The following is a 21948-nucleotide window of genomic DNA, read 5'->3' as shown; positions in this document are numbered from 1 at the left end:
TTTCTTCTCAATACCAACAATGTCAAAAAACACGCCGAAATCCTTCGGCGGTGGGGACTTTCAGAACGAATTCTTCCGTTCCCCTAGGAGGGCCGCTGCATGAGCAACACTCAAATGATACAAACGATAGCGGCGCAAAACCGAACCGGCCGAATTTTTCGTTCGAACCAGTTCCTCGGTGGGGCCGTCCGGCCCGCCCGGCGCCACCGCCGTCGTCGATGAGCGCCATATAGGAGATGGTCGGATCACCTGTCAACGGCCTTGTTCGCAAAAACTTCAAAAACTTCGATCGGCCCCGTCGCGACGCCCTGCGCAGCCTGCCCGCAACGCCAGCACAGCAGGGTTCGGGATGAGAGTGCCGATGGTCTTCTTGGAACGGCGCGACCAGTCGCCTCTCCTCTTACGCCTCACCCCGTCGAGGATCACGGGGCACACCCGTCCGTCACGAGGCACGTACGCCCCGGGGTGCGAGTGAGCCGCCCTTAAGGCGAACGGCTGAAGGCGCGGGACAATCTTATGCACGGCCGCGGACGCAGACGGCGGACAGTCTCGGGCAACGCGTACCGTCTCTTATGCAGTGTGCCACGCCATAGGGATGGGCGCCGGTCCCATCGAAAGGCTGAGCGCTGAGGCCGCCAGCCGGGCAGTTCCAGGCCACCTTACCGCCGGACCTGTGCGGCCTTGCCGGGCGTCGCGGCTTGAAGGATGCCGATCACGCCCGTATGGCACGTTGCAATCTTCTGTTAAGATCGGGGAGATGCGGTCGGGATTTCGCCACCTTGTCGGGGGACAGGGGGGAGACGATCGGGGAAGGGGATGCACCGTTTGCCGCAAGACAAGCCGGCCTTTGGAGACGAACCGCCACTGATAGCGGATCGCCGGCGCAGGCCGGATCGCCGCCAGGTGTCGGCCCGGTGGCTGGCGGGGACGCTTTTGACCGGCGTGACCTCGACTGCGCTGATGGGTATCGCGCTGTCGGCGGCGCTCGACGGGCATCAGGGCGCGGCGAGTCCCGCGGGCCTCGCCCTCGTCTTCGATCCCGACGACGATGCGGACACTCTCGCCAAGGGGCAAAGGGTGGTCGCCACGGCGATGCCGGTTGCCAGAAGCCGCCAGGTGCTAGAGCTCTCGACGGTCACGCGCGACGGCGACCGCGAGGTGATCCGCACCCTGCCCTTCGGCTATGTCAACATGCTGCTCGCCGCGCGCTATCCGGCCAATGCCGACTATCCGCGCTTCGATCCGCTGAAGATCTTCGCGAGGCCGAGTGCGGGCGAGACCGCGGACGAGAGCTCCAAGGACGACGACGGCGCGCAGGCCGCGTCCGCGGGCGCGGCGGAACCCGCCCAGATCTATGGTGCGCGGGTGGAATCGGAGGTGCGGCTGAAGGTCGGGCCCTTCGTCTTCGACAGCGCCTCCTACGAGCGGACCGAACCACTCGACGCGGCCCAGGCGGAAAGCCTGGTGCGCTCGGTCGAGCCGCGCCTGGGTAGTGGCGGCCCGGTCCAGGTGGCCTCGCTCTCCACCGTCGACCCCGGCCGCTTCAACCTGACCAGCGACGTCACCGAATACGAACCCGGCTCCGCCTTCCGGGTGATCGAGGAGAACGTCTCGCTCGCCGTATCGGACCCGACCGACGATCCGCTGCCGCGCTTCCACGAAGAGATTCTGCCCCTTCGCGAAAAGATGTCGGTCGCCGACATGCTCGCCCGCTCGGGCCATGAGGAAATCGGGCACGAGGACGCGGTCTCTGCCCTCGCCGAGCTTCTCGGAGACGACAAGCTCGCGGCGGGGGACGCGCTGCGTCTGGGAATCGAGACGAGGGACGGCAAGGACGAGATCGTCCGGCTTTCGGCCTATCGCGGCGACAAGCATCTCGGCACGGTGGCCGCCACGCAGGACGGCCCCTTCGAGCCGGCGGCGGCGCCCGAAATGGCCGATTCGGTCGCCGAAGCCTTCGGCGACAATCAGGACGAGGCACCGCTTCGCGCCGATATGCCCAGCGTCTACGATGGCATCTACCAGGCCGCCCTTTCCTATGGGCTCAACAGTCGGCTCTGCCAGCAGCTCGTGCGCATGCTGGCAAGCGATGTCGACCTCCAGGCTCGTCTCAGCCCGAGCGATCGGCTCGCCGTCTTCTACTCCATGGAGAAGGGGAAGGAGGAGGCGAGCGACGCTTCGGAGATCCTCTTTGCGGAAATCAGCTTCGGCGGGTCGGTCAAGCGCTTCTACCGCTACCGGCCGACGGGAACCGAGAGCGCCGACTATTTCGATGCCGACGGCAAGAGCGCCAAGCAGTTCCTGATGCGCAAGCCGGTGCCGAACGCCCGCTTCTCGTCCGGCTATTCGACCGGCCGCAAGCATCCCGTGCTCGGCTATGTCCGCCCGCACTGGGGCGTCGACTGGGCGGCCCCGCGCGGCACGCCGATTCTGGCGGCCGGCGACGGTGTCGTCGAAAAGGCCGGCTGGTCATCCGGCTATGGCCGCGAAACGGCGATCCGCCATTCCAATGGCTACGAAACCGTCTACGGCCATCAGAGCGCCATCGCCAAGGGGATCAAGCCGGGCACGCGTATCCGCCAGGGCCAAGTGATCGGCTATGTCGGCTCGACCGGCCTTTCGACCGGCAATCACCTGCACTTCGAGATCCTGGTGAACGGCACGCATGTCGACCCGATGCGGATCAAGCTGCCGTCGGGAATCGTGCTCGCCGGCGACGACCTTGCCAAGTTCAAGCGTGAGCGCGACCGGATCGACAAGCTTCTCGAGGAACGCGTCGAGAGCCCGCTGGTCGCCGACCGCTGACCCGCTTTTCCTTTCCCGGCGGGGCCCGGAGCATCGGGCGACAAATCGGCATCGCTCGATGCTCTCGATCTCCTTGGCAACGCGCCGGGTGGCCGAAAACCGGTTTCCACTTCTTCGCCCGGCGCTCTAAGCGGCCCGGCCGGCCGGAGCCGAGGGGCTGCCGTCATAGATGGCCGCCGGACATCGCGAATCACGAGTGGATCCGCCTGCCTCACTTGCAATAGGTCCCGCCACTGCGCCGCGCGGCGATGTCGAGATGGAAATGGCTGGCATGGTCGGCGTCCGTCCCCGGCCCGAGCACGGTCTTGAACGGGCCGCAGGCGCCGGAGCGGACGGCATGCTGGAACCGCGCCTTGGGCGTGTCCTCATCGCGCCCGACGACGGGGATGTCGGTGCCGTCGGACAGCTTGATCGAGCCGATGTCGACCGCGCTGCCGCGGGCATGCTCGGAGATCTTGTCCTGCGAAGACCGGGCCCGGCAGGTGTAGGTGCCTTCGAGGCGCATGGCCTTCGGCGGATTGTTGGGGAAGGCCGCGCGCGCTGCCGGCAGGATGCTGCCGGACGCCCACTCGTCGAGCGCGAGAGCGGTCCGGCAGAGGATCACCGTCTGCGGCTCGATCGCGATACCCGAACTCAGCCGCGAGATCGAAACAGGCCGCAGGACACCGCAAGCCCCCTCGGAAATGCTGGGCCCGACCGAGAATTCGGCGCCGCGGCTGGCAAGGACCGCCTCGCAGGCCTTAGCGTCGACGACCGCGGCGGCGGCGAGAACGTCCCCCTCCGGCGTCACGCGCTCCTCGGTCGCCCGCAGGGCCGCTGGCGTGTTGATGGTCGCACCAGCCGCAGCGCCTGATGCGGCGGTGCCGGGGCGCGGCGCGCCTTCTGCGGCATCACGGCGGTCGGGACGCGCCTCCGGCACCGGTCCGACCTGCGGCAGGTCTTCGTCGTCTTCGGCGGCGCGCGCCGCCGGTTCTTCGCCCGCATCATCGGTGCGAGCCACGGGCTCGCGCCCTGAGCGCGTTTCCTTCGGCTGCGATTCGCGCGGTTCTGATTCGCGCGGTTCTAAATCGTGCGCGTCCCCAGGGGCTTCGCGCGGCGCGGGCGTCGGTGGGACCGGCGTTGCCGCTTCCTGTTCGGGCCGCTCGGGTCCTTCCTCGGGGCTGCGAGCGCGATCATTCTCCGATTCCCCGGTTGTCGGCGATCGCGTCCGGTCAGCCCCGCGCTCATTTCCCTCCGTCTCACCGTCGACCGTTGCGTCCCCGCGCCTGTCCGGCCGGCTCGTCGGGACCGGCGGTTCGTCGGGGAGCAGACTTTGTGCATCGGGTGCCGCGCGGGCGAACCTGCGCCTGCGCGGGTGATGACGGTGGCGCGATTCCGCATGCGCCCGCTCCGGCCCCGACAGGAGCCGCGACAGGAAGCTTTCGGCATGCGCGCCGCCGCCCGCCGCAGGCAAGAGCAAGGCGGCGGCGAGGAGCGCGGCCGTCATGGATCGCACTCCGCTCACCCCTTGAACTCCACCGTGGTCTTCTGAGGCTCGACGAGCTTTGCGAGCGCCTCGGCGTCCCAATTGGTCAGCCGCACGCAGCCATGGCTGACGCTCTTGTCGATCAGCGCCGGATGGGCCGTCCCGTGGATTCCGTAGGTCGGCTTCGACAGGTCGATCCACATCGAACCGACCGGCCCGTTCGGTCCCGGAGGAAGCGTGAGTTCGCTCGTGTTCGAGCCCTGCGTGAAGTTCTTCTGCGGATCGTAGCTGTAGGTCGGGTCCGGCGCGACTCCAACGACCGTCACCGTCCCGGTCGGCGAAGGCGTATCCGCCGATCCGATCGTCGCCGGAGCGGATAGGACGATCGCGCCCGCTCCATCGAAGGCGGTGAGTTCGCCCTTCTGCTTGTCGACCACGACGCGCAGGACCTTGGCGGTTGCCGCCTTGCCGACCTCCGCGACCAGGATGACGTCGCCCGGCGTCTTGAAGTCGGTCTGCGAGTTGAGGGCCTTCAGCAGTTCCTCATCCATGTGGAACCGCTCGGCCAGCATCTCGACCGGACCATGGAAGCCGAGCCAGTCCATCTTGGCGAGTTCGGCATAGTCGTCCGGCAGCGAATCGATATAGCGCCCTTCGACGTCGTCCTTGGTGATTCGATAGGTCGTCATTGCACGGCCCTTATCGACCGTCAGCACGTTCCAGAGGTCGGCATCGGGCTCGCCGTCGACGGGAAGGCCGCGCATTTCCTCGTAGGACCGGATCGCCTTCTTGGTATTCTCGCCGAAATAGCCGTCGATGACGCCCGGCGAGGCATTCGCCCGGTCGAGCAGAACCTGAAGCCGGACCATGAAGGGGTCGGGCGCCTCCGGCTCGTCGGCCGATTCCAGACCCGCTTCGTCCGGCAGGTCGGTGGAATAGTCCGGCGTCGCCACCGCCTTGTCCGGTTCTCCGGTCACCTCGACCTTGGGCGCCGCCACGGAATTCTCCGCGCTCGTTGACGGCGATCCGTTCGACGTCGTTCCCGGCGCGGGAGCACCGCTTGCAGGGGCTTCTGTCGTATCAGGGATCGTCGGATCGGCCTCGGCCGTCGCGGCGACAGCTTCCGCATCGTGCCGGCGCGCCTGCCACTGCTGGAAGGTCGCGCTGTCGAGGGCTTCCTGCGTCAGCGGTGCGGGAGCCGCGGCGGATGGCGCCGCGGGCAGCACGGAAAGCGCACCGGCTGCCGCGAAGAAAAGAACTTTCATCAAATGCCCCATTTCCAAAGACCAGAAGCCTAGGAAACGGTCTGGGCGCCCGCTTGGCTCCCAGACCGCACGGTTTTCCCGTTTATGATGATGAAATCGTTAGTGGATCGGACCGAAGGGCGGGACCCGGTTCGGAAACCCGAGGCGATGATGAAGAGATGGAGGGATAAGCGATCCTTGTTCGCTGTCCGATGCTGCGGCGCCCATCTTCCGGGTCGGCTCCAACATCCGACGGTCACCCGTGACGCGAACCGAACCTCCTCATGCCAAGGCGGCCGCGGCGCATAACAGTCGCTCGATAATCTTTTGCGCCGCGGCGCCAGCCCCTTTTCGGGGCCGACGCCGACGACGGCAGAGCCCGGCAAGCGGGCCGAGCTGCTATTCCATGAACTCCACGGTGACCCCCGGCTTGACCATCTTGGCGAGTTCCGTGGCGTCCCAATTGGTGAGGCGCACGCAGCCATGGCTGTTGGTCTTGCCGATCTTGGAGGGCTCCGGCGTGCCGTGAATGCCGTAGGTCGGCTTCGACAACGCGATCCAGATCGAGCCGACCGGGCCGTTCGGACCGGCCGGAATGGTCAGGATCTTGTCGTTGGCGCCCTGCTTGAAGTTGATCTTCGGATTGTAGGTGTAGGTCGGGTCGAAGGCGATGCGGCTGACCTCGACCGTGCCGGTGGGCGACGGCGTGTCGGATGAGCCGATGGTCGCGGGATAGGCGGCGAGGAGCGTGCCGTCCGCGCCATAGGCGCGAACCTGCTCGCGCCCCTTGTCCGCGATGATCTTCGCGACCCCGCCCGATACGTTCGTGCCGACATTGGCGACCTTGATCCGGGTGCCCTGGCGATTGAAGTCCGCGCCGGGATTGATCTCCTTCAGATACTCCTCGTCCATGTGGAACTTCTCGGCGAGCTTTTCGGAGACCCGCTCGTAGCTGAGCGCCGGCAGTTGCGCCTTCTCGCCGTAGTCCGAGGGGATCGACGCCACATAGGGCCCGGCGACATCCTCGGCCGTGATCTCATATTCGACGATCGCCGGCCCGCCGGTCTCGTCGAGATTTTCCGCCAGCGCCTTGGAATCGCCCGTCGGCAGGTCGCGGCCGAACTTCTCGCGATAGGCGGCGACCGCCTTGTTCACATTGCCGCCCATGCGCCCGTCGATGACGCCCGGCGACATTCCCGCCCGGTCGAGCAGGATCTGCAGCGCCGCCACCTCGACCTTGACGTTCTTTCCCTTGGGCATCGCCACCTGGGGAGCAGGATCGGACTCCTGGATCGTCTGGCCTTCGGATTCGATGATCGACTCGCCCGGCTTGGGCAGGGCCGCATCGACGCCTTGCGGAGGCAGGTCGCCGCCGGCAGGGGTCCGGGTGGCAGGGATCTGGGTGGCAGGCGTTGCCTGCGGCAGTTCCGCCTCGCGCCGCGGATTGGCCGCCGGCGCGTCCGGCAGCGGCGAAGCCTCGATCGGGGCATTGTCCTGGCGACGGCCGCCGCCGAAATCGTCGAGATCATTGTAGTCGCTATAGGGATCGGCAGAGCGCGGCCGCCTGACATTCCGATAGCCGCGGTCGCCATAAGGATCCACCGCCCCGAGATCGGCCGGGCCTTCGAGCGTCACGCCCGGCGGCGGCGGAGCGTCGATGATCGCGCCGCGGCGTTCGTCGAAACGCTGCCGGCGCTCGCGGAACCGGTCGCGGCGCGAGCCCTCGATGCCGATGATTCGCCCGCTGGCGTCCAGGAAGACTCTCTGGCCGTACTGATCGACATAGACTTCGACGGCGCCGTCCGGACTGCCATAGGGCGCGTCGAACTGCGCGAGACGAACCGGCCCGGCCGGCGAACCGGCAGCGACCGTCTGTGCCTCTGCGGCGCAGAGCGGCAAGGCCATCGCCAGAAATCCCACGAACAGCCCTGCGATTGGTCTCTTCATCCTCGTCCTGCCTTCCTGCACTCGGCTCGATCGGCCCGCCAGACGACGCCGCCACGCGCGTGGCACGGCCGTCGTGATGAGCAATCGCCGATCCTCGACTAGATCATGCCACATGAACCGGACATGAAAATGGCCGGCACGGCGGTCTGGTTCGCAAGACAGTGAAAATGCGAGAGCAATTCGCGCTGGACTCGCCAGGGGTTATTCTTCCGGCTTGGCAGGGCGACCCGCCGGCTCTATGTCAGGCGCCACTTCCGCAGCGAGACGAAAGCACGATGTCCGACACCCTTCCCGACCGCCTTTCCTCCGATCCGACGAGCCCCCATTACGACGCCGACCTCCTGACGCGCGGCGTCGGCGTCCGCTTCAAGGGGGCGGAAAAGACCAATGTCGAGGAATATTGCGTCAGTGAAGGCTGGATCAGGGTCCAGGCCGGCAAGGCCAAGGATCGCAAGGGCAATCCGCTGACGATCAAGCTCTCCGGCCCGGTCGAGGTCTTCCTGAAAGAGGACGACGCATAGAGCCAGGCGGCAAAGGCGCGGCGCGCCGCTTCCTTCGCCCTATCTGCTCCGCGGCCTGCGGCAAGGCCAAACCGCCGCTCGATGCGCCGGATTGCCCGTGGTGGAGGGGAACGAGTCAACCCCTGTCCGCGGGCTTCCCGAGACCCAGGCGAAGGAACCGCTTCCTATGGCCGGAGCAATGGGTTACGGCCGGGCCGAAAGGCGGCCCAGCTGAAATGCGATCCCCAAGCTCTCTCCTTACCGGCATCCTGCTGACACTGTGTGCCGGCAGCATTTTCTCCGGCCAGGATGCCCTCGGCAAACATCTGACGAGCCTGGTTCCGGTGGTGGAGGTGATCTGGGGGCGCTACGTCTTTCAGACGCTGATCATGACCGCCTATCTCTCGGCGACCACGGGACGGCGATTCCTGAAGACCCGGCATCCCTTCCTGCAGGTGGCGCGCGGCTCGATGCTCCTGTCGGCGACGGCATGCATGTATTTCGCGCTGTCGCAGGTACCGCTCGCCGACGCGACCGCGGTGCTGTTCTTCGCGCCGATCCTCGTGACCGTCCTGTCGGTCGTCATTTTGAAGGAGCGCATCGGCATCCACCGGATCTCGGCGGTCGTCGCGGGCTTCCTCGGGATGCTGCTGGTCCTGCGCCCGGGCTTTGGAGACATCGACCCGGCGCTGTTCCTCGCCCTCGCCGCTTCGGCCTTCAACGCCTGCTATCTGATGCTGACGCGGCAGCTGTCCGGGCGGGAGGACGCCGCCTCGACCCAGTTCAACACGACGGCGACCGGCGCTGTCGTCCTGACGATCGTCGTCATCCCCTTCTGGCAGACGCCGGATCTTCCGACGCTGGGGCTCATGCTCGCGATCGGAACGGTCGGATCGCTCGGGCACTTCACGCTGGTGAATGCCTTCTCGCACGCCCCGGCCTCGCTCCTGTCGCCGTTTCTCTACGTGCAGGTGCTGACCGCAAGCCTTCTGAGCGTCGGCCTGTTCGGCGATCCGCTGAGCCCGACAATGCTGGTCGGCACCGCGATCCTGGTCGCGAGCGGGCTCTACATCTGGTGGCGGGAAAACCGCTGAGCGGTTGCGATCCTCAGAAAGGATAGCTGCGGGCGCGGAAGCGGCCGGAATCGACCTCGCGCTGGCGGCGCTCCAGATCGGCCATCGAAACGGAGCGTTCGAGATAGGCACGGACGCGTTCCTGCTCGCTGGTGGCGCCGACCGCGCTGCGGATGATGTCGGTGATCTTCATGGCTGTTCTCCTGTCTGCTTCACCAAACAAGCTAAGCACCATACTGCAGCGCAGCAATGCACTCTCATGCAAAGCTGCCATCGTCCCGATGCAAGGCAGCGGCCCTCGCCGGAAAGGGATCGTTTAAGAATTCGTGCGCGAGACCGCCCGCCGGGGCGTCCGTCGCCGCGGGAACGAAGGTGCGTCATCGAGATGTCTCCGGCCACGGGCCAGGAGTTGCCGAAGGAGCGGACGCGCCGGCGGCGGCGCTCCGCGGTCTCAACCGGCGAGGAGCGCGGCCGCCCTCGCCATATCCACATTGCCGCCGGAAACGATCACCCCCACCCGCTGTCCGCGGCAGTCGACCGCCTCCGACAGCGCGGCGGCGAGCGACAGGCAGCCGGTCGGCTCGACGACGATCTTCATGCGCTCGAAGAAGATGCGCATCGCGGCGAGGAGATCGGCGTCGCCGACGGTGACGATCCGCTCGACATGGCGGCGGATGATCGGAAAGGTCAGCGCGCCGAGATGCGTCGTCTGGGCACCGTCCGCAATGGTCCGGGGAACGGGGATAGTGACGATCCGCCCCGCTTCGAGCGACTGGCGGCCATCGTCGCCGGCCTCCGGCTCGACGCCGACGACGCGGCAGTCCGGCGACAGGGCCGCGGCCGAAAGCGACGAGCCCGCGAGCAAGCCGCCGCCGCCGAGGCAGACGAGCAGGAGATCGAGCGGGCCGGTCTCCTCGAAGAGCTCGGCCGCCGCGGTGCCCTGGCCGGCGATGACGGCTTCATGGTCGAAGGGCGGAATGAGCGTCAGGCCGCGCTTGCCGGCAAGCTCGGCTCCCAGCACCTCGCGATCCTGTGCATAGCGGTCATAGGTGACGACCTCGGCGCCGTAGCTGCGGGTCGCGGCAAGTTTCACGGCCGGCGAATCCTCGGGCATCAGGATCACGGCGGGCGTGTCCTGCAGACTGGCGGCGAGCGCTATCGCCTGGGCGTGGTTGCCGGAGGAATAGGCCGCAACGCCGCGCCGGCGCTGGTCGGGCGTCAGCGAGGCGATGGCATTGTAGGCGCCGCGGAACTTGAAGGCACCGGCCCGCTGCAGGTTCTCGCATTTGAAGAACAGCTGGCCGCCGACCAGGGAATCGACATAGCGCGACGTCATGACCGGCGTGCGATGGGCGACGCCCGCGAGGCGCTCGCGCGCCTTCGTCACATCGTCGAAGGTCGGCGTCGTGGCCGTCCCTGTCGTGCTCACGGCTGCATCCGGCATCTCGTTCCCCTCGCCCGACATGAAGCTGATCGCTGATGCGCCGAAACGGCGCCGCAGGCAAGCGCCGCCCTCGGACCCGGCGCGGCAAGATGGCCGCTGCCCGCAGGCCGCCGACGCGCGACGCGGGACCCACTTCTCTCAGGCTTGCCGGAAGGCTGGAGGTCTCAGGCCTCCTCGACCATGATCGCCCGGTGGCCGATGTCGGAGCGCCAGAAGCCGCCGTCCCAGTCCACAGCATCGACGGCGAGGTAGGCCCGGCGCGCCGCCTCGCGCACCGTCTTGCCGCGAGCCGTGACGTTGAGGACGCGGCCGCCGCTGGCGACGAGCCCGGCCTCGGACATCGCGGTGCCGGCCTGGAAGACCCGCACCGTCTCGCCGCCGCGCGGCAGATGGCGGATCGGCGTTCCCTTGCGATAGGAGCCCGGATAGCCTTCGGCCGCCATCACCACGGTCAGCGCCCGGTCCTCCGACCAGCGGAGATCGACGCCGGAGACGTCTCCATCCGCTGCGGCGACGAGCACCGGCAGGAGGTCGCTCGCGAGGCGCATCATCAGGACCTGGCACTCCGGATCGCCGAAGCGAACATTGTATTCGATCAGCTTCGGCCCCTGCTCGGTCAGCATCAGGCCGGCATAGAGCACCCCGCGAAAGGGCGAGCCGGCCTCCTTCATGCCGGCGAGGGTCGGCTCGACGATCTCGCGCATCACCCGCTTCACCATCTGCTCGCTGAGGCAGAGAGCCGGCGAATAGGCGCCCATGCCGCCGGTATTGGGTCCCCGGTCGCCGTCGAAGGCGCGCTTGTGGTCCTGCGCCGTGCCGAAAAGGAGCGCTCGCTCGCCATCGCAGATGCAGAAGAGGCTCGCCTCCTCGCCTTCCAGGAACTCTTCGACCACGATCTCCGAACCCGGGCCCGCAAAATCGCCTTCGAAGCAATTGTCGACGGCCTTCAGCGCCTCGTCCTTGGTGATCGCGACCGTGACGCCCTTGCCGGCGGCAAGACCGTCGGCCTTGATGACGACCGGCACGCCGGTCTCCTGGACATAGGTCCGAGCGTCCGCGGCGCTCACGAACCGTCGGTAGCGGGCAGTCGGAATGTCGTGGAGGCTGCACAGATCCTTGGTGAACCCCTTGGAGCCCTCAAGCCGGGCCGCCGCCGCAGAGGGCCCGAAGACGCGGATCCCGGCTGCTGAAAGATCGTCAACGAAGCCGGCGACGAGCGGCGCTTCCGGACCGACGACGACGAGGCCGATGTCCTTCGCCTTGCAGAAGGCGGCGACGGCCGCATGATCGGCCAGGTCGAGCGTCACGAGGTCCGCATGTTCGGAAATGCCGGGGTTGCCCGGGGCCGCATAGAACGCTCCGAGTTCGGAGGACTGGGCGAGCTTCCAGGCGAGCGCGTGCTCGCGTCCTCCAGACCCGATGAGAAGTACGTTGATCGTCATATGATGCCCGTCCGAAATCTGTCGCCGGTTGCCCAGAGGTTGCGCATTAGGAGGGCCGCCCGGGCCAGGTCAACAGCGGCGGCCAGAAGCCAACCAAAGGAAGTGACATAAAAAAGCACGAAAAATGCCTTGACTGAGGCGGCTATGCACTGACTCTGGCGGCATGTCGAATCTCAAAGGCGGTTACGCCGACCGAACCGATCGTGTGGCCGATGCGCCGGCCTACAACTGGGTGTACCGGTGGCTGCCGCGCGGCGTCTGGCCCTATGCGCAGCTGGCGCGCTGGGACCGGCCGATCGGCTGGCAGCTGCTGCTGTGGCCCTGCTGGTGGTCGGCGGCGCTGGCGCCGCAGGCCGTCGTGCCGAGCGCGGTGCATACCGGCCTGCCAAGCCTGTGGCATCTGTTCCTGTTCCTCGTCGGCGCCATCGCCATGCGCGGGGCTGGTTGCACCTACAACGATCTGGTCGACCAGAAGATCGACGAGGCGGTTGCGCGCACGCGCTCGCGGCCGCTTCCCTCCGGCCGGGTGTCGCGGCTCCAGGCCAAGCTCTTCCTGGTGATCCAGGCGCTGGTCGGCTTCCTGGTCCTCCTGCAGTTCAACGCCTTCGCGATCCTGCTCGGCATCGCCTCCCTCGCGACCGTCGCGATCTACCCGTTTCTCAAGCGCTTCACGGACTGGCCGCAGCTCGGCCTCGGCCTCGCCTTTTCCTGGGGCGCGCTGATGGGATGGGCCGCCCATTGGGGCGGTCTCGCCCTGCCGGCCTTCCTCCTCTACGCGGCCGCGATCCTGTGGACGATCGGCTACGACACGATCTATGCCCATCAGGACAAGGAGGACGACGCGCTGGTGGGCGTGCGCTCGACGGCGCGGCTGTTCGGCCGGCATACGCGCAAGGCGCTCACCGTCCTCTATCTCGGCGCGGTCGGCCTCTTCCTGGCGGCCTTCCTGACCACCGGCAGCGCCGCCGGCGCCGGTCCTTCCTGGCCGGCCTATGCCGCCCTCGCCATCGGCGCCGTCCAGATGCTCTGGCAGATCCTCAGCCTCGACATCGATGACGGGGACCAGTGTCTCGACCTGTTCAAGTCGAACTCGATGTTCGGCTGGATCCTGTTCTTCGGGCTGGTCTTCTCGACGCTCTGGTCGCTTTCCTTCCCGCCGCTGGCCATTTAAGGCGCCGACCCAACGGCCCTTCGCGATCCCTGACAGCACTCGGTCGGCCTCCGTCGCATTCATCACGGCCGGCCGGGGAACAGCTAGGCCTCCCAGTCCCGGCTTCTGCCGGGAATTGAAGGGCGACGACGAAAGCCGGGCCCCGCTCACGGGCTATGGCCCGGTCACCTGCCCGACCACATTCCTGGCAAACGAGCGCCTGCTTCATCCGCCTGTCCGGCAGCGGCGAATCCGTTCATGAACATTCCTGGACTCGAGCGCCGGGCGAAAAAGTGGAATCCGGTTATTCGGCCACTTGGCGCGTCACCAGGGAGATCGAGAGCATCGAGCGATGCCCATTTGTCGCCCGATGCTCTCGGTGCGCGCGGATCGGTGCCGGCGCGATCGCATGAGCGAAGTGCGCGGCACGGTCGCCATCAAGCCCGCCCGCCTGCGGCCGCCAAATGCAGAACGCCCGCGGCACAATCGGCGCGCGGGCGTTCGTTCGGGATCGAGCCGTGCAGCCGAGCGGCAACTTATGCTGCCGGATGCGGGCGGTGAACGGCTTCAGAACCGGTCAGAATCTCCCGGCGGCGACGGCGACGCCGTCCGCCGAACAGACGCCTCAGTGGCGGGCGATGATCTCCTCGCCGCTGACGATCATGCGGATGCCGAGGCCGGGCTTGCGGCGGGCGAGGAAGCGCGGGCGGCGCTGGCGGTTCGCCGAGCGGCGACGCGGGGCGGGCGCGGCCGCCTTGACGCTGCCGAAGCTCTCTTCCAGCGTGCAGATGCTGCCGTCGGCCTCGATCATCAGCATGGGCAGGTCGAAGAGCTCGGCCCAGCCGCGCCAATCGGCGGCGACATCGTAGAGGTCGCAGGCGACCAGCAGCGGGACCGTGCAGTTCGGATCCTCGTGATAGAGTTCGAGCGTGACGGTCACCTGTCCGGCGCCGTCTTCCATTGCCCGCGCGGCGACGCCGCGGAAGGCCCTGGCGGGCAGCGCGATCGAGATCGGCAGCCCGGATTGGGAAAGTCTGCGCCGGATCACCGCGCCACGGCGATCGACCCAGTAGGTGACGGCCTCGCCGTCCTCGATCATTTCCACTGTCTGGCGCCGGGCGCTATCGGCCGGATCGAGACGGACCGGCACGCTCGCCCAGTTCGGTCGAATGGTCTGTTGCGTATTCGGAGCAATGCTCATGACTGACGCCTTCTGCCTCTCCTGAGAGCCGGTTTCCCGGTCTCCTGTGTCCCTGTCGGCCGATGTGTCCCGGCCTTTGATGAGGTGACATTACGATCGTCGTCTTGCGAGCGGCCTAAGAAAGGCAGTTAAATGATCCTGACCGGATTGAGGGTTATCAAGTAGAAAACTTGAATCAAACCTGAACAAGCTTTCCCGGGTTTAAGATGTCGTAAGGATCGAACGCCCGTTTCAATCGCCGCATCAGCTCGATCTCGATCCCCTGTTTGGTTACCGCCAACTCGTCGCGCTTCAACTGGCCGATCCCGTGTTCGGCCGAGAACGTCCCGTCCATGTCTGCGACGATGGCGTGGACGATCCGGTTGATCTCCTTCCAGCGGCCGAGGAAGGCGGCCGTATCCGCGCCGACGGGCTGCGAGATGTTGTAGTGAATGTTGCCGTCGCCGAGATGTCCGAAGGCGACGATGCGCGCCTCCGGAATGGCTGCCAGCACCGCCCGGTCGGCCGCCTCCAGGAAGTCCGGAACCCTTGCGACGGGAACGGCGACGTCGTGCTTGATCGAGCCGCCTTCGGGCTTCTGCGCCCAGCTCATCTCCTCGCGCATCTTCCAGAAGGTCGCGGCCGCCTCGAGCGACTGCGCCAGGGCGGCATCCTGAACCGTCCCGGCTTCCAACGCCTCGCCGAGGATCGCCTCCAGCGTCTCGCGGGCATCCTCTCCGGATCGGTTGGAGGAGATCTCGATCAGGACGTACCAAGGATAGGCGCTGGCCAGCGGATCGCGAGCCCCCTGCGTATGCCGAAGCGTGAATTCCATGCCGATCCGCGGCATCAGCTCGAAGGCCGTCAGCGCACCGCCGGCGCGGCCTTCCGCCGTTTTCAGGAGAGCGAGCGCGTCGCGCGGCGAGCCGAGCCCGACATAGGCGACCTCGCGCCCGGCGGGCTTCGGAAACAGTTTCAGGACGGCTGCGGTGATCACACCGAGCGTTCCTTCAGATCCGACCAGGAGGTTGCGCAGGTCGTAGCCGCGATTGTCCTTCTTCAGCCGTCTGAGGCCGTGGAAAATCTCGCCGGAGGCAAGCACGGCCTCGACGCCGAGACAGAGTTCGCGCGCATTGCCATAGGCGAGGACCCCGGTGCCGCCGGCATTGGAGGCGAGGTTGCCGCCGATCTGGCAGGAGCCCTGCGAGCCGAGCGACAGCGGAAAGAACAGCCCGGCATCGTCCGCGACTTGCTGCGCGGTCTCAAGGACCACTCCGGCCTCGAGCGTCATGGTGCGCCCGACGGGATCGACCTCCCGCACCTTGTCGAGCCGGGACAGGGCCAGCACCACCTCGCCCGGCGAGCGCGCCGACTGGCCGCCGACAAGGCCGGTATTGCCCCCCTGCGGCACGATCGGCGTGCGGGTTTCGCTGGCGAGCCGCAGGATCGCCGACACTTCCTCGACACTGCCCGGGCGCAGCACGAGGCGGCCCTCCCCGCGAAAAAGACTGCGCGGTTCCTCCATGAAGGGGGCGAGAAGGTCGGTGTCGGTGATGGCATTGCGGGGCCCGACGATCGCCGCAAAGCGCTCTACCAGTTCGGGCGAGAGCTGGGGCGTATTGGATGTTTCAATCATAGCGAGCGACTATAGCTCCGAGACAACGGGAATCGAGCCCGTGTGTGAAAAACGATGACGCTGGGTCAGGTGCGGGGTGCGGCCGCGCGCCGAAGCCGGTCGTTGATCGCCTCGCCGAGGCCGGCGGCGGGAATCGGCGCGACGGCGATCGCGGCGATGTCCGGCGAATCGAATGCCGCGAGCGCAGCGAAGAGCCGGGCTGCCGCCTCGACGGGATCGCCGCTCGGCGAAAGATTGATCACGTCCGCCGCAAGCTCCTGCCCCGCGACCGGCTCAGGGCCGAAGCCGATGAGGTATTCCCCCGGCTCGACCCGGGTCGCATCCAGCCGAACGCGGCCGGCCGGGGCATAGTGCGAGGCGAGCTGGCCGGGCGCCGTCACGCCGGCCGTCGTGGCGCGGTCGCGCACCTTGAGCCCGCTCGCGTCGGCGAGCGCGGCGCGGGTGACGAGGCCGGGTCGCAGCAGAACCAGATGATCCGCCTGCGGCATGACGATGGTCGATTCCACCCCGACGCTCGAAGCGCCGCCGTCGAGGATCAACGGGATCTTCCCGCCAAGCCCTTTCAGGACCTGACCGGCGCTCGTGGCGCTGACCCGTCCGGACGGGTTGGCGCTGGGCGCGGCGAGCGGCCGGCCGAGCACCTGGGCGAGCCGGGCCGCGACCCCTTGCGGCGCACGCAGCGCGACGGTCGCAAGGCCAGCCGTCGCCAGCGGATGCACCGGCGAGCCCGGCGCGAGCGGCAGGACGATCGTCAGCGGCCCGGGCCAGAAGGCCGCCGCCAGATCCTCGGCGGCGCGCCCGACCACGGCCAAGCCGCGCGCCTGGGCGAGGTCGAAGACATGGCAGATCAGGGGATTGAAGCTCGGCCGCCCCTTGGCGGCGAAGATCTTCGCTACCGCCACGCCCTGCGTGGCGTCGGCGGCAAGGCCGTAGACGGTCTCGGTCGGCAGCGCGACCAGGTCCCCGGCATCGAGGAGGGCGAGAGCCCGCTCCTCGGCAGCCGGATCGGAAAGGGTGAGGATCTCGGTTTCCACGGGATGTGAAATCGCAGAACCGGCCCCGGTTGAAAAGAGCCGGTCATGCCACAGCCGCCACGTCGGCCGGCTGTGCTTCAGCGCTGAATGGCCAGAGCTTCAACGGAAGCGGCCGTTTCTCGCGCAGCTGGCAGGCCTTGTGCTTGGCACCGGGAGGACGGTTTTCGCACCTCCGGCGCCTGCCGGAGGCTTTGGGCGGTCGCCCCGTCAGATCTCAGCGGGTGGCCGCAAAGGCTCCGGCGATCCGGCGGGAGCTGAGATCGAGCGACGCGAGATGCGATCCGTCGTCCGTCGTGGAGGCGATCACGCGGTCGCCGCGGTCCGAGGTGTCGGTGCCGAGCTGGGACAGGACCCGTGCCGGCATCGTCAGCGCGTTGGCGGCTTCCTCCGCCTTGGCGGCGGTGATCATCGCGAGGAGCCGCGAGCGCTCCTGCGCCCTTGGGCCGGCCTGCTGCAACCGGGTCGCGGCATCCGCATGAGTGACGAACAATTGGTCGATTTCCCTGGCCGCATCCGCCACCGCCGCGCCGAGATCGCCGACGCTGGCTCCGATCGATCGGGCCGCGCTGGCGGAGAGGCTGGTCGGATCGGCGGTCTTGCCGCCGGCCTCTGCACCCGCCGTGCCGGACACTTCAGCCACGGCGCGCTTTGTGGTGCGGGACCCCGGAACCGCGGGCTTTTCGCCCCTGGCCACTGCCGACAGCATCTTCAGCGGGTCCATGTTCGCATGATGCTCGGCCGGGCCATAGGCCGCGAGCATGGGCGAACCGGCCGCCTCGGCGGGCGTCTTCGGCTGGTCCTTGGCCGAAGCGAGGTTGGCCGCGCTGGCGACTTCAGCCTTGGTCGCATCGTCGACGGATGCGACGAGCATCGCCGGATCGTCCGCTTCGGGCTGGTCGATCAGCTTGTCGAACGGCCAGGCCTTCTTGAGCCCCGCGACATCGAAGGTCGAGACGTTCACGTCGATGTTGGATTGGGCGCCCTTCACCCGGTAGGGGCAGGACTTCGCGTTGCAGTTATGCATCGAGGAGAACTGCCACAGCGCGTATTTCGGCCAGGTGTCGGTCGGAAACTTGTCGGTGATGTCTTCGCGGTAGCGGGCATACCAGATCGGCAGGCGCGACAGGAGCGGATAGTCGCCCTTGTGGTCGGAGATGAACTTCGCAGTCGAGCCATTGGTGTAGAGGACCGGATATCGGCCAGTGCGGATCTTCAGCTGGTCGGCGAAGATCTCCGCGTCCGCAAGGCTCATCCACTCGTCGGTGTTGTCCTCGATGTCGAGGGCGAGGAGGTCGTCCGGCTGCGGCTCGGCAAAATCGACGAAATGGTCGGCCTGTTCGCGCGGATTGCCGGGGCGGCCGAGATGATAGGCGCCCCACAGCAGCCCCTTCATCTTCGCCATCTGCCGGCGGGTGAGGTAGAGTTCCTTGGTGACGGTGTATTTCCACCACCGGTTCTTGCAGAGCTTGTAGTCGTCGCTATCGGAATCGCCGCTGCACTTCCACTCCGGCGGCAGTCCGTCCGAGGCCTTGTTGATGAAGCCGGCGATGCGCTCGTCGGAGGTCATCGTCGCCCAATCGATCGGATTGAACTCATAGGCGTCGACCACGAGGGCCCTGTCGCTGCCCTTCCAGGGCTCGTCCCAATCGGCCTTGGCGGGTCCGGCATGCGCCAGCGCAATGCCGAAGGCCAGGGCGCAGGCGAGGTTCAGCGCGGCCGCGGTAGCGGCGCTCAGCTTCGTCATTCGATGGTGTCCCCTCGAAGTCGCTCGCAGTCAGTCTCAGTAAGTGCCGGGCAAGTCCCCGAAGCCGAAGCTTCATTGCCCCAAGCGGCTCATGTGTCCTTGTCGCCTCACAATCGGGCAGGTTCCAGGCAGCATCGATCACGAAATATTACAGAACCGTCAGTCTCGCCGCCGTGTTAACCCGCTGGTTGGTATTTTAGGCAAATTGCGTGGATTCGCACAGCTTTTCCCCGTCAGAGGGTTAACGGAGGCTGCGGATGGCCCCTGCGGCTTTCGCCGCGATGCCCGCCGCTTTTCACCTAGCCGGCCATCGGTTCAGCTTCGGTTCAGCTCCGCGCAACATCCGTGCAATCTTCCGCCGCCAGATCGCCACATTCTCGGCGATGTGGCTCGGCCTTGGCTGGTGCTTGAGGCGGTGGGGCTCGGTCATCGTCGTCGTGACGATCCAGCGGCCGGCTCGGCCTCTGCGACCGGCCGATCTCCCCCCTTGTGGGGGAGATGCCTGGCAAGGCAGAGGGGGGTGCCTCGGCACCGTCCTCTCGAAGGTCAGCGCACGGCACGCCCCCTCTGGGCTGCCGCCCGTCCTTCGGCCCCACCACGAGGGGGAGTGATCGATGCGGGTCGTCCTGCCGTCTGGACCTCGACCCGCTCTAACCGGCGATCTTCGAGAAATCCGCCACCCGTACGGTCGCCGCGCGGATGCGGGCGAGGAGCGCCAGCCGGTTGGCGCGCACCGCCTCGTCCTCGGCATTGACCAGCACCTTGTCGAAGAAGGCGTCGACCGGCACGCGCAGGCCGGCGAGCGCCGCCATGGCGTGGCCATAGGCCTCGGTCTTCAGCGCGTCCTCGAGTTCGACCTCCGCCCGGTCGATCGCCCCGGCGAGCAGCTTTTCCTCGTGCTCCGTCAGGAGAGCGAGATCGACGCCATCAGCGACGCGCGTGCCCTTCTTCTCCTCGGCGGCCAGGATGTTCGCCGCCCGCCGCGTGCCGGCAAGGAGATTGGCGCCGTCCTCGGTGTCGAGAAAGGCGCCCAGCGCCTCGACGCGCCGGGTGATGTCGAGGAGGTCGTCGTTGCGGGAGGTCGGTCCAGCTTGGGTGATCTCCCCCCTTGCGGGGGAGATGGGCGGCAGCCCAGAGGGGGGCGCCTCGGCACCAACTTCTGATCTGCTAGCGCCCGTCTCGCCCCCCTCTGCCTTGCCAGGCATCTCCCCCGCAAGGGGGGAGATCGAAGCGTCGCCGCCCTGCCCGCTGGACAGCACTGCATCGACCAGATCGTGCCGCGCCCCCGCGTCGCGCAGCTGCACCTTCAGCCGGTCATGGAAGAAGGCGAGGAGGTCTCGGCTGGTCGAGATAACATGATACGTTAGAAGACCTGCGGACTGGCCCTTGTCCCACGCATCGTCAATTTGACCTCCTCTATCGACGATAACGTTACCCTCATCGTCTCGTCGTCGTGCCTTTGATGCGTCCGGCAGGGAGATACCTACAGCCTCGCCGGAGAGCCTAAGGATCATTAGCTTTGTATTCAGAATATTTAGCGTCCAAGATCTGAGAAGGGCTTGGATAGTGATCTCTGTCAAACGCCGAATTATAGGCCAAAGCTGAATTGTCAGACCGTGAGTTGTAAGGGTTCCTATTAAGCCCAGCGCGGCGCGCCGCAGCGCATAGGGGTCCTTCGACCCCGTCGGCTTTTCATCGATCGCCCAGAAGCCGACGAGCATGTCGAGCTTGTCGGCGAGCGCGACGCACACGGCCACCGGATCGCTCGGAACGGAATCGGTCGGTCCGAGCGGCTTGTAGTGCTCCTCGATCGCCGCCTGCACGGACGGATGTTCGCCCTGCAGCCCGGCATAATAGCGGCCCATCAGCCCCTGCAGCTCCGGGAATTCGCCCACCGCCTCGGTGGTGAGATCGGCCTTGGCAAGCACCGCCGCCCGCTTCACCAGCGCCTTCAGGTCGCGCGCCGAGACATGCGCCTGCCCGAGCGTCGCGCCCTCCGGATAGATCGCGTCCGCGATCTCCTGCGCCAGCGCCGCGATGCGGTGCACGCGCTCGCCTTGCGTGCCGAGCTTGGCGTGGAAGGTGACGCCGAGCGCGTCGAGCTTGGCCATACGCTGGTCGAGCGGCTTGGAAAGGTCGAGGCCGAACCGTTCGGCCGAGGGCTTCAGGGCCCCGAGATCCGGCAGGTCCGCCTGATCGGTCTGCCAGAAATAGAGGGCGTCGGAGAGCCGCGCGCGCACGACCTTGCCGTTGCCGCGCGCGATCTCGGCGCCGCCGTCCTTCGCGGCGATGTTGGAGACGAGGATGAACTGGTTCGAAAGCGTCCCCTCGCTTTGTCCCTGCGGCCGCGTGACGAAGCATTTCTGATTCGCCTTGATGGTGAGCTGGATCACCTCGGGCGGAATCTGCAGGAAGGCTTCGTCGAAGGAACCCATCAGCGCGACGGGCCATTCGACGAGGCCGGAGACCTCCTCGAGCAGCGCCTCGTCCGGTACGACCTCGAGGCCCCTGGCAAAGGCGAGGTTCTCCGCGTCGTGCCGGATCATGTCTTTGCGCCGCTCGGCGTCGAGCACGACGCAGGCCCGTTCGAGGCTCGCGGCATAGTCGCCGAAGCGGCGCACCCTGATCTCGCCCGGCGCATGGAACCGGTGGCCGACTGTGAGATTGCCCGATTTCAGCCCGTCGATCTCGAATTCGACGACGACGGGCTCCTCCGTCTCCGGGCCGAAGGTGCACAGGATCGACTGCAGCGGGCGCACCCAGCGCAGCGACCCCGGCTCCGCCGAGGCCGGGCCCCAGCGCATCGATTTCGGCCAGGGAAAGTCGCGGATGATGCCAGGCATCATGTCTGCGACGATCGCCTCCGCCGGCCGGCCCGGCTTGCGGATCTTCGCGACGTAGAAATCGCCCTTCTTCGGATCGGACTGGACCGTCGCCTCTTCGATCGAAGAAAGCCCAGCGCCGCGCAAGAAGCCCTGGATCGCCTTTTCCGGCGCGTCGGTGCGCGGGCCCTTGCGCTCCTCGACGACGTCCCTCGAGCTCTTATCGACGCCGCGAATGTCGAGCGCGAGGCGCCGCGGCGTCCAGTATTCGCGCGCGCCCTCATAGGTGAGGCCCGCCTCGACCAGCCCGGCCGTGACCCGCGCCTTCAGTTCGCCCGCAGCCTTGCGCTGCATGCGGGCGGGGATTTCCTCGGATCGAAGTTCGAGAAGCAGGTCGGGCATCAGTTCCCCTCCACTCGCATGCCGTCCTGGCCTTTGCGCGTCCTCGCGCCGCCGGCGCTG

General features: G+C 67.2%; 15 protein-coding genes. 4 read left to right on the top strand and 11 right to left on the bottom strand.

Annotated elements, in window-relative coordinates; all coding sequences use genetic code 11:
• The first annotated feature begins 903 nt into the window (after positions 1 to 903).
• The gene (locus LH400_RS21560; protein ID WP_370638452.1) at positions 904 to 2805 is read left to right on the top strand and encodes a M23 family metallopeptidase; all 1902 of its coding nucleotides are present in this window, start codon (positions 904 to 906) and stop codon (positions 2803 to 2805) included.
• Positions 2806 to 3016: 211 nt separating this feature from the next.
• Here LH400_RS21560 and LH400_RS26440 read toward each other — a convergent pair whose 3' ends face one another.
• The 3 genes from LH400_RS26440 to LH400_RS21545 all read right to left on the bottom strand — a co-directional run bounded on the left by LH400_RS26440 (position 3017) and on the right by LH400_RS21545 (position 7461).
• Entirely contained in the window at positions 3017 to 3805 is a 789-nt protein-coding gene (locus tag LH400_RS26440; RefSeq protein ID WP_229155468.1) for an extensin-like domain-containing protein, read from the bottom strand.
• 500 nt (positions 3806 to 4305) lie between these two features.
• Complete coding sequence (locus LH400_RS21550; RefSeq protein WP_229155464.1) at positions 4306 to 5535, bottom strand: L,D-transpeptidase family protein; 1230 nt, start codon at positions 5533 to 5535, stop codon at positions 4306 to 4308.
• Between the two features lie 378 nt (positions 5536 to 5913).
• Positions 5914 to 7461: a L,D-transpeptidase family protein gene (locus LH400_RS21545; RefSeq protein WP_229155462.1), complete on the bottom strand. Its 1548-nt coding sequence runs from the start codon at positions 7459 to 7461 to the stop codon at positions 5914 to 5916.
• 275 nt (positions 7462 to 7736) lie between these two features.
• On the opposite strand from LH400_RS21545, the gene LH400_RS21540 reads away from it, so the two are divergent.
• Positions 7737 to 7982: a DUF3297 family protein gene (locus LH400_RS21540; protein ID WP_229155458.1), complete on the top strand. Its 246-nt coding sequence runs from the start codon at positions 7737 to 7739 to the stop codon at positions 7980 to 7982.
• Positions 7983 to 8197: 215 nt separating this feature from the next.
• On the top strand, positions 8198 to 9055 hold the full coding sequence (locus LH400_RS21535; RefSeq protein ID WP_229155457.1) for a DMT family transporter: 858 nt from the start codon (positions 8198 to 8200) through the stop codon (positions 9053 to 9055).
• Between the two features lie 13 nt (positions 9056 to 9068).
• Here LH400_RS21535 and LH400_RS21530 read toward each other — a convergent pair whose 3' ends face one another.
• From LH400_RS21530 to purD, 3 genes are all read right to left on the bottom strand, one after another.
• Positions 9069 to 9227 (bottom strand): DUF3563 family protein, encoded by a 159-nt coding sequence (locus tag LH400_RS21530; protein WP_229155456.1) that lies wholly within the window; start codon positions 9225 to 9227, stop codon positions 9069 to 9071.
• A 258-nt stretch (positions 9228 to 9485) separates the two neighbouring features.
• Complete coding sequence (locus LH400_RS21525) at positions 9486 to 10478, bottom strand: threo-3-hydroxy-L-aspartate ammonia-lyase (RefSeq protein WP_255618157.1); 993 nt, start codon at positions 10476 to 10478, stop codon at positions 9486 to 9488.
• A 164-nt stretch (positions 10479 to 10642) separates the two neighbouring features.
• Positions 10643 to 11914: a phosphoribosylamine--glycine ligase gene (purD, locus tag LH400_RS21520; RefSeq protein ID WP_229155483.1), complete on the bottom strand. Its 1272-nt coding sequence runs from the start codon at positions 11912 to 11914 to the stop codon at positions 10643 to 10645.
• 169 nt (positions 11915 to 12083) lie between these two features.
• Here purD and ubiA point away from each other — a divergent pair, with 169 nt between their 5' ends.
• Positions 12084 to 13091, top strand: a complete 1008-nt coding sequence (ubiA, locus tag LH400_RS21515; protein ID WP_229155453.1) for a 4-hydroxybenzoate octaprenyltransferase — start codon at positions 12084 to 12086, stop codon at positions 13089 to 13091.
• A gap of 604 nt (positions 13092 to 13695) precedes the next feature.
• Here ubiA and LH400_RS21510 read toward each other — a convergent pair.
• From LH400_RS21510 to glyS, 5 genes are all read right to left on the bottom strand, one after another.
• Entirely contained in the window at positions 13696 to 14271 is a 576-nt protein-coding gene (locus tag LH400_RS21510) for a DUF6101 family protein (protein ID WP_229155451.1), read from the bottom strand.
• A 175-nt stretch (positions 14272 to 14446) separates the two neighbouring features.
• Positions 14447 to 15886, bottom strand: a complete 1440-nt coding sequence (locus tag LH400_RS21505) for an FAD-binding oxidoreductase (protein ID WP_229155449.1) — start codon at positions 15884 to 15886, stop codon at positions 14447 to 14449.
• A 65-nt stretch (positions 15887 to 15951) separates the two neighbouring features.
• Complete coding sequence (locus tag LH400_RS21500; protein WP_229155447.1) at positions 15952 to 16920, bottom strand: L-threonylcarbamoyladenylate synthase; 969 nt, start codon at positions 16918 to 16920, stop codon at positions 15952 to 15954.
• A gap of 214 nt (positions 16921 to 17134) precedes the next feature.
• Complete coding sequence (locus LH400_RS21495) at positions 17135 to 18664, bottom strand: glycoside hydrolase family 25 protein (protein ID WP_229155445.1); 1530 nt, start codon at positions 18662 to 18664, stop codon at positions 17135 to 17137.
• Between the two features lie 650 nt (positions 18665 to 19314).
• The gene (gene glyS, locus LH400_RS21490; RefSeq protein WP_229155444.1) at positions 19315 to 21888 is read right to left on the bottom strand and encodes a glycine--tRNA ligase subunit beta; all 2574 of its coding nucleotides are present in this window, start codon (positions 21886 to 21888) and stop codon (positions 19315 to 19317) included.
• Between the last annotated feature and the right edge of the window lie 60 nt (positions 21889 to 21948).

The sequence above is a fragment of the Jiella soli genome (assembly GCF_020615385.1).
Lineage (GTDB): Bacteria > Pseudomonadota > Alphaproteobacteria > Rhizobiales > Rhizobiaceae > VKMB-3413.
Note: the sequence above shows the minus strand (reverse complement) of the source record. Positions and strands in the feature narration are given on the sequence as shown.